The organism is Rhizobium sp. NXC24 (genome assembly GCF_002944315.1).
Lineage (GTDB): Bacteria > Pseudomonadota > Alphaproteobacteria > Rhizobiales > Rhizobiaceae > Rhizobium.
On record NZ_CP024311.1, the window covers coordinates 213,173 to 226,199 of the forward strand.

The 13,027-nt window shown below is 59.6% G+C and carries 13 protein-coding genes; 10 read left to right on the top strand and 3 right to left on the bottom strand.

Going from position 1 to position 13,027, the window contains the following annotated elements; translation table 11 throughout:
* Positions 1 to 18: 18 nt before the first annotated feature.
* Together mepA and NXC24_RS01045 are read right to left on the bottom strand one after the other, a co-directional pair.
* Positions 19 to 1,065, bottom strand: a complete 1,047-nt coding sequence (mepA, locus tag NXC24_RS01040) for a penicillin-insensitive murein endopeptidase (protein WP_104821603.1) — start codon at positions 1,063 to 1,065, stop codon at positions 19 to 21.
* A 144-nt stretch (positions 1,066 to 1,209) separates the two neighbouring features.
* Positions 1,210 to 1,779 carry a hydrolase gene (locus NXC24_RS01045; RefSeq protein WP_104821604.1) on the bottom strand — a complete coding sequence of 190 codons (570 nt, stop codon included), beginning with the start codon at positions 1,777 to 1,779 and terminating at the stop codon, positions 1,210 to 1,212.
* A gap of 36 nt (positions 1,780 to 1,815) precedes the next feature.
* Between NXC24_RS01045 and NXC24_RS01050 the strand changes: the two genes are divergently transcribed.
* From NXC24_RS01050 to NXC24_RS01095, 10 genes are all read left to right on the top strand, one after another.
* Complete coding sequence (locus NXC24_RS01050) at positions 1,816 to 2,451, top strand: TetR/AcrR family transcriptional regulator (RefSeq protein ID WP_104821605.1); 636 nt, start codon at positions 1,816 to 1,818, stop codon at positions 2,449 to 2,451.
* A gap of 108 nt (positions 2,452 to 2,559) precedes the next feature.
* The gene (locus NXC24_RS01055; protein WP_104821606.1) at positions 2,560 to 4,398 is read left to right on the top strand and encodes an extracellular solute-binding protein; all 1,839 of its coding nucleotides are present in this window, start codon (positions 2,560 to 2,562) and stop codon (positions 4,396 to 4,398) included.
* A gap of 172 nt (positions 4,399 to 4,570) precedes the next feature.
* Positions 4,571 to 5,662, top strand: a complete 1,092-nt coding sequence (locus tag NXC24_RS01060) for a microcin C ABC transporter permease YejB (protein ID WP_104821607.1) — start codon at positions 4,571 to 4,573, stop codon at positions 5,660 to 5,662.
* Complete coding sequence (locus tag NXC24_RS01065; RefSeq protein WP_104821608.1) at positions 5,662 to 6,816, top strand: ABC transporter permease; 1,155 nt, start codon at positions 5,662 to 5,664, stop codon at positions 6,814 to 6,816. The genes NXC24_RS01060 and NXC24_RS01065 overlap by 1 nt, the downstream gene beginning before the upstream one ends.
* The gene (locus NXC24_RS01070; RefSeq protein WP_104821609.1) at positions 6,813 to 8,450 is read left to right on the top strand and encodes an ABC transporter ATP-binding protein; all 1,638 of its coding nucleotides are present in this window, start codon (positions 6,813 to 6,815) and stop codon (positions 8,448 to 8,450) included. The genes NXC24_RS01065 and NXC24_RS01070 overlap by 4 nt, the downstream gene beginning before the upstream one ends.
* Positions 8,451 to 8,462: 12 nt before the next feature.
* On the top strand, positions 8,463 to 9,422 hold the full coding sequence (locus tag NXC24_RS01075) for a glyoxylate/hydroxypyruvate reductase A (RefSeq protein ID WP_104821610.1): 960 nt from the start codon (positions 8,463 to 8,465) through the stop codon (positions 9,420 to 9,422).
* Between the two features lie 77 nt (positions 9,423 to 9,499).
* Positions 9,500 to 9,769 carry a hypothetical protein gene (locus NXC24_RS01080; RefSeq protein WP_158704412.1) on the top strand — a complete coding sequence of 90 codons (270 nt, stop codon included), beginning with the start codon at positions 9,500 to 9,502 and terminating at the stop codon, positions 9,767 to 9,769.
* A 198-nt stretch (positions 9,770 to 9,967) separates the two neighbouring features.
* Positions 9,968 to 11,272, top strand: coding sequence for a nicotinate phosphoribosyltransferase (gene pncB / locus NXC24_RS01085; protein ID WP_104821612.1), 1,305 nt, complete (start codon positions 9,968 to 9,970; stop codon positions 11,270 to 11,272).
* Between the two features lie 87 nt (positions 11,273 to 11,359).
* A complete protein-coding gene (locus NXC24_RS01090; RefSeq protein WP_104821613.1) occupies positions 11,360 to 11,644 on the top strand; it encodes a CopG family transcriptional regulator in 285 nt (94 codons plus the stop codon).
* Positions 11,632 to 11,925 (top strand): type II toxin-antitoxin system RelE/ParE family toxin, encoded by a 294-nt coding sequence (locus NXC24_RS01095; protein ID WP_104821614.1) that lies wholly within the window; start codon positions 11,632 to 11,634, stop codon positions 11,923 to 11,925. Before NXC24_RS01090 ends, NXC24_RS01095 begins: the two co-directional genes overlap by 13 nt.
* A gap of 11 nt (positions 11,926 to 11,936) precedes the next feature.
* Here NXC24_RS01095 and NXC24_RS01100 read toward each other — a convergent pair whose 3' ends face one another.
* Positions 11,937 to 12,902, bottom strand: a complete 966-nt coding sequence (locus NXC24_RS01100; RefSeq protein ID WP_245463960.1) for a hypothetical protein — start codon at positions 12,900 to 12,902, stop codon at positions 11,937 to 11,939.
* Positions 12,903 to 13,027 lie beyond the last annotated feature (125 nt).

The following is a 13,027-nucleotide window of genomic DNA, read 5'->3' on the forward strand; positions in this document are numbered from 1 at the left end:
GAACCGGCCCTGCCGCCCTTACTGTTGCGGAATGCTGTCCGGGGGAGTGCTGCCCGTATCGGCGCTGGAAACCGGCAGCGCGCCGGTCGCAGCGGTAGCATCGGCGGCCTTGGCGCCGAAGGTGGCGGCGCGGGCCGAGGCGACGGAAGGTTCATTCAGCACGGTCTGGCAGGCCTTCGGCAGATCGGAAACCATGACTTCGCGCGGCTTTGCCGGCGGCTTCGTGCTGGGCTTCGGCTTGGCCCAGGGCGCGGGTGTGAACCACCAGGCGAGCGACTTGTCGCAGCCGTCGCCGGCGGCAACGGGTGCCTGCGGCTTGCAGTTGGCCGAGCCTGCGGGGCAGCGGAGGCGGATATGGAAATGCGAGTCATGGCCATATTCCGGGCGCAGCTTGCCGAGATTGGTGCGGTCGCCGGTCCACGTGTCGCACATCTTCTTCTTGATCGCCGGATTGACGAAGATGCGCTCGACTTCGGGGTAGCTGGCGGCGCGCATCAGGAGGCGGGCATGCTCCGGCGTCCAGACCTTGTCGTTGATCGTCAGGAATTTGTCCTTCGCCAGCATCGAAGTGAACGGTAGGGTTTCGCGCTCGGCCGTTGTCAAAGCCCGCGATGGCATCGGCGTCAGCCAGACGTCGGCATCGAGGCCGATCTGATGCGAGGCGTGACCGTTGAACATCGGCCCGCCGCGTGGCTGCGAGATGTCGCCCACCAGGATACCCGGCCATCCGTCATATTTGGCCGCGTCGCGCGACAGGCGCTCGAGGAGTCCGATCATTTCCGGGCGGCCCCAGCGGCGGTTGCGCGACAGGCGCATGGCCTGCCAGGTCGGCCCGTCGGCCGGCAGCGCTTCGGCGCCGGAAAGGCAGCCCTTGGCATAAAAACCCAGCGATTGCGGCGGTCCCTGCGTCGGGAGTGTCACAGCCCCGAAAATCGCCTTGGCGCTGCCGGGTGACGGGGTTGCCTGCTGCGCCAGCGCATCGCCGCTGACGAGACCAGCCCCGATCGTTACGGCGAGGGAAAATTTGCTGAACACATTGAGGGTCCGAACCAGGAAAGAAATCATGTGGTTCCTTGAGAAGCTGCCGACGATGGCCGAAGTGATTTGCGGGTGAATCTACCTTGAAAAGCGATTTTGGTGAATCCGTGTTTTATCGCGCAAGGCTAATGCACCATCGCATATCGGCGCTCCGGAGCGCTAAGTGCATGATCAACCAGCCAGAATTTCCGACGTCTTGCGGATACGCGACAGCCGCGGCAACACCTTTGTGCAGGCGAAATCCTGCATTTCCTGCGACAAGGTCGTTACCGCATCCTCGGCGACGATGACGGCATAATTGGCCGCATAGGCGTCGCGAACGGTCGATTCGACGCCGAAATTGGTGGCGACACCGGTAAGGATGAGTGTTTTGATGCCGCGGCGGCGCAGTTGCAGATCGAGTTCGGTGCCGTAAAAGGCGCTCCATTGGCGCTTGACGATGGCGATATCGGGTATCAGCGCAGCGATTTCGGCGGGTGCCGCCAGAGCTGCCGGCGGCAAACCTCCCTCTGGAAAGCTGAAGCTTTCGTCCACGGGCTGGTTGACAGCGTCGGCATAGTCTGCGGAAAATCCAACCGTCACAAAGACTGTGGTTCCGCCGTCGGCTTTCAATTTCCTGGCGATGGCGGCTGTATTCTCGACGATCTGCTGCGCAGAGTGGGGTGCGAGCGGGCGGCTGAGAACCAGGCCCTGCAGATCGATGGAGACAAGTGCGGTGGTTTGGGGATCGTAAAGAGGCATCAGGGGGCTCCGGGGAAATATGAGGGTATCCTCACAATGACAAACATGAGCGAATCCTCGCAAAAATCAAGCGCGGAGCCGCAGACGCGTGTTCCGAAGCGCCGCCGCGGGCATGATCGCGTTGCCGTGCTCTTGGAAGCGGCTGCAAAAATCTTCGTTCAGAAGGGCTATGACGCGGCCACGATGACGGAGATCGCCGCCGAAGCGCGCTCGTCGATCGGCTCGCTCTATCAATTTTTTCCGACAAAGCCGCTGCTTGCCGAAGCGCTGCATATCGAGCGGCTGGAGCGGCTGAAAGCGGTGCTTCAGGACATCGCGGAAAAGAGCGGCGGCCTCTCGGCGGCCGACAGCGGCGAGGCAATCTTCGACAGGCTCGGCGCTTTCATCGAGGAGTTTCCGGAATTTCCGGTGCTTGCCACCCGCCGGGATGTGCCGAAGGACCGCAAGATGCGTTCGCGGGCCGAGCTGAAGGAGCTGATTTCCGCCATTCTGCGGCGAGCTGAGCCGCCAGTCACGGACGATGTCGCCCTGATGTCGGCGATCGTTCTCGAACTGCTGCGCATCGCCGTCGTTGCCGCCAACGAGCCGGAAGCGGCCGGCGACCGGCGCCTTGTCCGCGAATTGCGCCTAATGCTGCGCAAACGCCTTGAAGAGGCTGCCGCAAAAGCCTGATTTCATGAAGTGGCAATGGGCCGGTTTGCGAAGAGATGAGCAATCCGTCCTGTTTTTTGCCCGTATTTGGCCTATGCTTGATTCCAGTCAAATCACAGGGGATCATGAATGGCGTTGTCGCGGTTGAAAGCAGGCTTGGTTGCTTCTCTTTTCTGCCTGCTGGCCTTGCCGGCGCCATCCAACGCCGACGAGCCGCAATTCCGCATCGGCACGGCCATCCTCGGCGATCTGAAATACCAGCCCGGCTTCCAGCATTTCGACTACGTCAATCCGGACGCGCCGAAGGGCGGCGAGTTGAAGCTTTCCTCCAACGGCACCTTCGACACACTCAATCCGGTGCTGCTAAAAGGCAATCCGGCGTCGGGGCTCAGCCTTGTATTTGATACCCTGCTGAAGTCGGCCGACGACGAAATTTTCTCTTCCTACGGCCAGCTTGCCGAGGGCGTGTCCTATCCGGACGATGTCTCAAGCGCCACGTTCCGTTTGCGGACAGAGGCGAAATGGGCCGATGGAACGCCGGTCACCCCCGAGGACGTCATATTCAGCTTCGAAAAGTCGAAAGAACTCAATCCTTTCCTGACAAGCTATTATTCGCATGTAACGCGAGCCGAAAAATCCGGTGATCGCGACATCACCTTCTATTTCGACGAAAAGAACAACCGCGAACTACCGTCCATTCTCGGTCAGCTTTTGGTCGTTCCGAAACATTGGTGGGAAGGCACGGGTCCTGACGACAAGCCGCGCGACATCACGCGTACGACTCTGGAGCCGGTTATGGGCTCCGGGCCCTACAAGATCGTTTCGGTATCGCCCGGGTCTACCATCCGCTACGAGCTTCGCGACGACTATTGGGGCAAGAACATGCCCGTGAACGTCGGCGAGAACAATTTCGGAGCGATCTCATACGCTTATTACGGCGATGACGATGTAGAATTCGAAGGCTTTCGCGGCGGCAATGTCGATTTCTGGCAGGACAACAGCGCCAGCCGCTGGGTCACAGGCTATGATTTCCCTGCCGCCAAGGATGGACGCATCAAGCGCGAAGACTTGCCCAATCCGTTGCGCGCAACGGGCGTGATGCAGGCGCTGGTGCCGAACATGCGCCGTGATCAGTTCAAGGACCAGCGCGTACGCGAAGCGCTCAACTACGCCTTTGATTTCGAAGAGATCAATCGCACCGTCGCCTATGGTGTGTATCGCCGTGACGACAGCTATTTCTTCGGCACTAAGCTTGCGTCCTCCGGTTTGCCCCAAGGCGAAGAGCTGAATATTCTGAACGAGATCAAGGACAAGGTGCCGCCTGAGGTCTTTACGACCCCCTACAGCAATCCCGTGGGGGGCGATCCGCAGAAATCGCGCGACAATCTTCGCAAAGCGATCGCGCTTCTCAAGGATGCCGGCTATGTCATCAAGGGCAACCAGATGGTCAATGCCAAGACCGGGCAGCCCTTTTCCATCGAGATTCTTCTCGGCAGCCCTTTTGTTGAAAAATGGGTGCTGCCCTATGCGCAGAACCTCAAGAAGATTGGCATTGACGCGCGCGTGCGCACGGTCGATTCCTCACAATATATCAATCGGGTGCGTAGCTTCGATTATGACATGATCTGGAATGTCTGGGCCCAGACCCTCAATCCCGGAAATGAGCAGATCGATTTCTGGGGTTCGGCCTCCGCTAATCGCCAGGGTTCTCGAAATTATGCCGGCATAGCCGATCCCGGCATCGATGCGCTAATCACCAAGGTCATCTATGCCAAGAATGTCGCCGAGAAGGAGGCATCGGCGAGGGCGCTCGACCGCGCGCTGCTCGCCCACCACTATGTCGTTCCGTTGTTCTATGCCACGAGCTTTCACATCGCCTATTGGGACAAGTTCGAACATCCCGCCAACCTGCCGGAATATTCGATGGGCTTTCCCGAGACATGGTGGTCGAAAAACGCCGGCAAATGAGCGGCTCTTGCAATGACGGGCATGCTGGGCTCCAAATGCCTCATGCCGATTCGGCAGTTTCAGCCTGAAATGACTGCGCCGGCTCAATTTGGCGGAAGGGAATAAGCGACTTGAACGACGGATGGATTGAGGCGAGAGCAGGCATATTCCTCGATGGGGGAGTGACGGACTGATGGGCGCCTATATCCTCAGACGTCTGCTGCTGATGATCCCGACCATCATCGGCATCATGGCGATCTCCTTTACCATCGTGCAGTTCGCGCCCGGCGGTCCCGTCGAGCAGGTCATCGCGCAGTTGACTGGCCAGGCGGACAATGCCAATGGCCGTCTTTCCGGCGGCACCGATGTGCTCGGCCAGCAGAACGTCGATGACAGCAGTTCGAAATATCGCGGCGCCCAGGGGCTCGATCCGGAGCTGATCGCCAAGCTCGACAAGCAATTCGGCTTCGACAAGCCGCCGCTTACGCGCTTCGGGCAGATGATGTGGAATTATATTCGCTTCGATTTCGGCGAAAGCTTCTTCCGCAATACGACGGTGATCGACCTCATCGGGCAGAAACTGCCGGTGTCGATCTCGCTCGGCATCTGGATCCTGATCTTCTCCTACGCCATCTCCATCCCGCTCGGCATCCGCAAGGCGATACAGGATGGATCGACCTTCGATGTCTGGACATCAGGCGTCATTATCATCGGCTATGCCGTTCCGAGCTTCCTCTTCGGCATCATGCTGATCGTGCTTTTCGCCGGCGGTTCCTTCTTCGATTGGTTTCCGCTGCGCGGCCTCGTCTCCGACAATTTTGCCGATCTTACATGGTGGCAGAAGATCATCGATTATCTCTGGCACCTCGTCCTGCCGCTGATCTCGCTGTCGCTCGCCGCCTTCGCCACCACGACGCTGCTCACCAAGAATTCCTTCATCGAAGAGATCAAGAAGCAATATGTCATCACGGCTCGCGCCAAGGGGCTGAGCGAGCGGCGGGTGCTCTACGGCCATGTCTTCCGCAATGCCATGCTCATCGTCATCGCCGGTTTTCCCGGGGCCTTCATCTCGGCCTTCTTCACCGGTTCGCTGCTGATCGAGAATATCTTCTCGCTCGACGGCCTCGGCCGCCTCAGCTATCTCTCCGTCGTCCAGCGTGACTATCCGATCGTGTTCGCAACGCTCTATATCTTCTCGCTGCTTGGCTTGTTCGTCGGCCTGATCTCGGACCTGATCTATACCTGGATCGACCCGCGCATCGATTTCGAGCGGAGGGACGTCTGATGGACGTGGCGACCAATTCGACGACCCCGGCAGCGGTAAAGCCGCCGCGCAAAGGCCTCTTTTCCCCGACGAACGTTCGCCGGTGGCAGAATTTCAAGGCGAACCGTCGCGGCTACTGGTCCCTCTGGCTGTTCCTGATCCTGTTCTTCCTCAGTCTCGGGGCGGAATTCATCGCCAACGACCGGCCGATCCTCATTTCGTACAAGGGCGAGATCCTGACGCCAGTCTTCGTCGATTACCCCGAGGAAAAGTTCGGCGGCTTCCTCGCGCAGACCGATTATCGCGCACAGGATATTCGGGACGAAATCAACGCCAACGGCTGGATGATCTGGCCGCCGATCCACTATTCCTACCAGACCGCCAATTCGAACCTTCCAAAGGGAACCTCGGCCCCGACCGCCCCCTTCTGGCTGATGAGCAAGGAACAGCGTTGCTCCGGTTATGAAAAGGGTGTCGCCGATCCGAATTGCACCTTGAGCAATCTCAATTGGCTCGGCACGGACGATCAGGCGCGCGATGTGTTGGCGCGCATGATCTACGGCTTCCGCATCTCGGTGTTGTTCGGCCTGGCGCTGACCATCTGCTCGGCAGTCGTCGGCGTTGCCGCCGGCGCTATCCAAGGTTATTTCGGCGGTTGGACGGACCTTCTCCTGCAGCGTTTCATCGAGATATGGTCGTCGATGCCGGTGCTCTACATTCTGCTGATCATCGCCTCGGTCCTGCCGCCCGGCTTCTTCATCCTGCTCGGCATTCTGCTTCTGTTTTCCTGGGTGGGTTTGGTCGGCGTCGTGCGTGCCGAATTCCTGCGAGCGCGCAATTTCGAATATGTGCGCGCCGCCCGCGCGCTCGGTGTCAATAACATCACGATCATGTACCGACACCTGCTGCCGAACGCCATGGTCGCAACCCTGACCTTCGTGCCCTTCATTCTCTCCGGCTCGATCACGACGCTGACCTCGCTGGATTTCTTAGGGTTCGGCATGCCCCCCGGCTCGCCTTCGCTTGGCGAAATGATCGCGCAGGGCAAATCCAACCTGCAGGCCCCCTGGCTGGGCCTCTCCGCCTTCTTCACCATGTCGATCATGCTGTCGCTTCTGATCTTCATCGGTGAGGCCGTCCGCGACGCATTCGATCCGAGGAAGACGTTCCGATGAGCGGAGACCACACCCCATTGCTTTCCGTCCGCAATTTATCCGTCGCCTTTCATCAGGGCGGCCAAACTTCGACCGCGGTCGACGGCGTCTCCTTCGATATCGCCAAGGGCGAGGTACTGGCATTGGTCGGCGAATCCGGGTCTGGCAAATCGGTGTCGGCCAATTCGATCCTGAAACTGCTGCCCTATCCGTCCGCGAGCCATCCCTCGGGCGAAATCCTGTTCAAGGGCAAGGATCTGCTGAAGGCGTCCGATAATGAGTTGCGTGCCGTGCGCGGCAACGACATCACCATGATCTTCCAGGAGCCGATGACCTCGCTCAATCCGCTCCATACGATCGAAAAGCAGATCGGCGAAATCCTGGCGCTGCACCAGGGCGTGGTCGGCCCGGCGGCCCGTAGCCGCATCCTGGATCTCCTGAACCAGGTCGGCATCCGCGAGCCGGAAAAGCGCCTCAAGGCCTATCCACACGAGCTCTCGGGCGGCCAGCGTCAGCGCGTGATGATCGCCATGGCGCTCGCCAACCGGCCGGAGCTTCTGATTGCCGACGAACCGACGACGGCGCTCGATGTGACGGTGCAGGCGCAGATCCTCCAACTGCTGCGCGACCTCAAGGGTGCGCATGGCATGTCGATGCTGTTCATCACCCACGATCTCGGCATCGTCCGCAAATTTGCCGATCGCGTCTGCGTCATGACTAAGGGCCATATCGTCGAGACCGGCACGGTCGAGGAGGTCTTCACCAATCCGCAGCATGAGTATACCCGGCATCTGCTTGCCGCCGAGCCGCGCGGCGAGCCGCCGGTGGGAGACATCAGCAAGCCCCTGGTCATGGAAGGCACCGACATCAAGGTCTGGTTCCCGATCAAGGCTGGGCTGATGCGCAAGGTAGTCGACCATGTGAAGGCGGTCGACGGCATCGATCTCAGGCTCAGGGCTGGGCAGACGCTGGGCGTCGTCGGTGAATCCGGCTCCGGCAAGACGACGCTTGGCCTGGCGCTGGCCCGGCTGATTTCCTCCAGAGGCCGCATCAGTTTTGTCGGCAAGGACATTGCGGATTATTCCTTCAAGGAGATGCGGCCGCTGCGCAACCAGCTTCAGGTCGTCTTCCAGGATCCCTATGGATCGCTGAGCCCGCGCATGTCGGTCGGCGAAATCATTGCCGAAGGGCTTAAGGTGCACGAGCAATCCTTGTCGGCGGAAGAGCGCGATCAGCGCGTCTGCTGGGCGCTGGAAGAGGTCGGCCTCGATCCCTCGACCCGCTGGCGCTTCCCGCATGAATTCTCCGGCGGCCAGCGTCAGCGCATCGCCATTGCCCGCGCCATGGTGCTGAAGCCGCGTTTCGTCATGCTCGACGAGCCGACCTCGGCGCTCGACATGAGCGTGCAGGCCCAGGTGGTCGATCTGCTGCGCGACCTGCAGCGGCGCCATGACCTTGCCTACCTCTTCATCAGCCATGATCTGAAAGTGGTGAAGGCGCTTGCCAACGAGCTGATCGTCATGCGCTTCGGCAAGGTCGTCGAGCAGGGTTCGTCAGCGGAGATTTTCCGTGCGCCCAAAGAGGATTACACTAAGGCGCTTCTCGCCGCAGCCTTCAACATCGAGGCGGTCCCCACCGCCGCCGTCCAGCAATAAAAGACAATCGCCATGCCGGTCAAAAGCCCTGTTCTCGTCGATCTGAAATTCACGCCTGAGGCCATCGTAGCAGCCCTTAAAACCGCGTTTGCGGATCGCGGCAGCATCAATCTCGCCGATCCCGCCAACAAGGGCGCGGATCTGAGCCGGGTCGACTATGCCCTTCTATGGAAGCCGGATGCCGATCTTTTTCAGCGCGCACCCAACCTCAAGGTGATCTTTTCCGGCGGTGCCGGCGTCGATTCCATGATGAATATCGCCGACCTTCCCGACATTCCCATCGTCCGTTTCGTCGACCGCAGCTTGACGGTGCGCATGACGGAATGGGTCGTGCTGCAATGCCTCATGCATTTGCGCGACGTCTTCGGTCACTTCAGGCACCAGCGCAAGCGCGTCTGGGGCCATCTTTCGGCGCCTGAGGCGCGCGAAGTCACGGTCGGTGTCATGGGTCTCGGCGTTCTCGGCCTCGATGCCGCCGCCAAACTCAAGGTCATGGGCTTCGACGTCATCGGCTGGTCGCGGCAGAAAAAGCAGATCGACGGCATGGAAACGTTCGATGCCGGCGAACTCGATGCTTTTCTCGCGAGGACCGATATTCTCGTTGGCCTGCTGCCGCTGACGCCGGAGACGACGGGGCTCTACAATAGCTCGCTCTTTTCCAAGCTCCGTCGTAACGGCGCTCTGGGCAAACCGGTGTTCATCAATGCCGGACGCGGCAAGAGCCAGGTTCAGGCCGATATCGCCTCGGCGATCGAAACCGGCGTGCTCGGCGGCGCGTCGCTCGATGTCTTCGATGTCGAGCCGCTGCCGATGGATGACCCGCTCTGGGGTATGGAGAATGTCGTCATCACCCCGCATGATGCGGCGGTTTCCGAGGAATACTCGCTGATGCGTCATGTCGAAGAGCAAATCGCCCGCTTTGAACGCGGCGAACCGCTGCAATATCTGGTGGATCGCCGCCGGGGCTATTGAGCGCCTTCGGAACCTTCCAGAGCCGCCTCCGTTTTCCAAAGAACATCGCCGCAAGGCGAATTTGGAAGGAGGCTGTCATGCCACGGAAGCTGGAAACCCATACGCATTGGGAGGATTCTGATCGCCGTCTGCATGAGGAAAAGGAGTTGCCGGCGACCGAGGCCAAACAAGGCCATATGGGCGGCCGGGTGTTGGCGGTGCTCCTTGTCGCGCTTGCCCTGACGGCGGTCGTGTGGGCGCTGGTGGAATTATGGGACAGCAGACCCACGCAGACCGCGCCAGAGACAACGACCCAGGATCAGACCACGGCACCAAAGCCGCCGGTTCAAGGCAATTCCCAGCCGTAACGAATTTGGTCATCAGCCTCGATCGAAGGCCGCGCCGCCACTATCCGGAGCAGCGTGTTTTAATTTAGTATCAATTTTCTTTCAGTGACTGGACTTTCGCTCAACATTTTTTGATAAGAAGAGCATTATACCCGCCGCCAGTGAGCTGGAAGGCGGAAAGCATGACGTCCGGGGCGCAGGGAGACGGGCAGGAACGAGATGACGAAGACGGATATCGCCACCCGTGTCTATAACCATACCTGGAAGCTCGATCCGATCATCCGCAGCCTGATCGATACGGATTTCTATAAGCTTCTGATGCTGCAGATGATCTGGAAGCTTTATCCAGATGTCGACGCCACCTTCTCCCTGATCAACCGCACCAAGAGCGTCCGGCTCGCCGAAGTGATCGACGAGAAGGAATTGCGCGAGCAGCTCGATCACGCGCGTACGCTCAGGCTTGCCAAAAAGGAGATGATCTGGCTGGCGGGTAACAGCTTCTACGGCCGCGCCCAGATCTTCGAGCCGGAATTCCTGGCCTGGCTGTCGAACTTTCAGCTTCCGGAGTACGAGCTATCCAAGCGTGACGGCCAGTATATTCTCGACTTCCACGGGTCGTGGAAGGAAACAACGATGTGGGAGATTCCGGCCCTCGCCATCATCAACGAACTCCGATCGCGCGCGGCGCTGAAGGCGCTTGGCCCCTTCACGCTCGATGTCCTCTATGCGCGGGCCAAGGCGAAGATGTGGGAAAAGGTCGAGCGGCTGAGAGAGCTGCCGAACCTGCGTATTTCCGATTTCGGCACCCGCCGGCGCCATAGTTTCCTCTGGCAGCGTTGGTGCGTGGAAGCGCTGAAGGAAGGTGTCAGCCATGCTTTCACCGGCACCAGCAACGTCCTTCTCGCCATGGATTCCGATCTCGAGGCCGTCGGTACCAACGCGCACGAGCTGCCGATGGTCGCGGCGGCGCTCGCCAAGACTGACGATGAGCTTGGCAAGGCGCCTTACAAGGTGCTGCGCGACTGGAACCGCCTCTACGGCGGCAACCTGCTGGTGGTTCTGCCCGATGCCTTTGGCACGGCTTCGTTCCTGCGCAACGCACCGGAATGGGTGGCCGACTGGACCGGTTTTCGTCCGGATAGCGCCCCTCCGATCGAGGGCGGCGAAAAGATCATCGACTGGTGGAAGAAGATGGGCCGCGACCCGCGCCAGAAACTTCTGATCTTCTCCGACGGCCTGGATGTCGATGCGATCATCGCCACCTACAAGCATTTCGAGGGCCGCGTGCGCATGGGCTTTGGCTGGGGCACCAACCTCACCAATGATTTCGCCGGCTGCGCCCCCACCGAAATCGAGGGTCTCAACCCCATCTCGATCGTCTGCAAGGTGATCCAAGCCAATGGCCGCCCGGCCGTAAAGCTCTCGGACAATCCGCAGAAGGCAACGGGCGAGCCTGCAGAGGTCGAACGTTATCTGAAGTTCTTTGGAGCCGAGGATCGCGTCGATCAAGAGGTGCTGGTGTAGGCATTCCTTTGGCAGGAACCAGCCGATGGTTCTTTACGCAAGGGGCTGATACTATATCGTCGGTATCGGTTACCTCCGGAGAATTCGATGTCACCCGCTTTGAAGGCCAGTGTAGAAATTGATCCTGACGTGAACGAGCGCCTGGAGAAGCTGGCTGCCAGTCGCCACCGTCACCCGAATCGGCTGCTGAACGAAGCCGTCAGGCAGTATGTGGAACGTGAGGAAAAGCGCGACTCTCTGTTGCAGGATGTGCGTCGTTCATTGGACGACTATCAGGCGACGGGCCTGCATGTGACGGGCGATGAAGTCATTGCTTGGTTAGAGACTTGGGGCGACGACGATGAGAAGGCCCCACCTGAATGCCATCGGTAAGGCTGACGCAGCGCGCTCTTCGTGACCTCGAGCGGATGAGGGCATTTCTGCGGTCTAAAAATGCTGCCGCGGCGAGGAAGGCATCAGCAAGGATTATTCAAACAATTCAGATATTGTCGAGCCAGCCCGATATGGGGCGGCCCGTGGAAGGCTCAGAACAAGGATTACGCGAGCTCATCGTTACGTTTGGGCGGGATGGCTATATTGTTCTCTACCAATATATTGGTGAGGACGTTCTTATAGCAGCCATCCGCCATGGCCGCGAAGATGGCTACAAGTAACAACGCGTCACTTACTGCACGCTCCGCGCCACCCGTTTGAACAGCGACCATTTGCCGTTTTCCCAGCGATATTGATCGGGTGAGATCACATAGGGCACGTCGCTGAGGTCGGTGCTGATCAATTCGAGCAGGTGCAGTCCCTGGGCGTCGTTTTCGTGGGTGAAGAATACCTTGTCGCGTGACAGGAAGGCGGCGATCGGCGCAGCGCCACCGGACTGGTCCTGCACCTGCGCCCAGAATTTCGGCAGGAAGGCGACGCTGGATTCGAACTGGCCGTCGATCTCGACATATTGGAACTGGCTGCGTTTGGCGATCTGCACGCCGGTCTTCGCCAGGAACTTATAGAGGTTATCCTGCGCCGTATCCGCCAGTTCGCCGACGTCAATGCCCCAGCCGTCCAATGCGGTGGTCATGACATAGCTGACCGCGGTCTCGCCATTGACGACGAAAAGCCTGACCAGATTCTCGGCCTCATCGAGATAGACGAATTGCGGCGGCTCGGGTTCGTCCTTGACTGCCTGTATCATCTGCTGCCGCGCCACGTCGACGAAGCTGCGCGATTTCAGCACCGGCAGCACCTTGCCGAGCTCGTCGCCGCCTTCCAACGCTTCGGTCATGTTGAGATAGTTGAGCAGAGCCCGGGCGCGCGCCTGTCCTTTCTTTTCGCGCAGCGCCAGCAGCGCGTTGCTCAGGAATTTCGTCATCGTGTCGCCGTTGCGGCTATGCAGCGTCAGGCTGCCAGCACCCGGATCATAGTCGACTTTGATAACCTCCCCGAAAAAGGGCAGGCGCTCTTGCAGGTAGGCGGCAAAGCGCGCCTCGTTTTCCAGCGCTTCGTCAGGGATGTTGAGATCGAGGCTCTTGATCGCCGGCCTGTTGGCAGGCTGTGGCGCGGGCGGGGCCGGTGGCTCGATCTGCGTGTTCGGCCGTTTTCCTCTGCCGAAGAGCTTTTTCAGGAAGTTGAACACGCGATACATCCCCAAGCGGTATTCCCGCAAAACCTAACGTGCCACCAGCTCGTGTGCAATGCCGATACCTAATTGATTGCGTGACTTGCGTAAGTGCCTGCTTGTCCGCACTAAAAAGGCGTATAGTCTGCAAA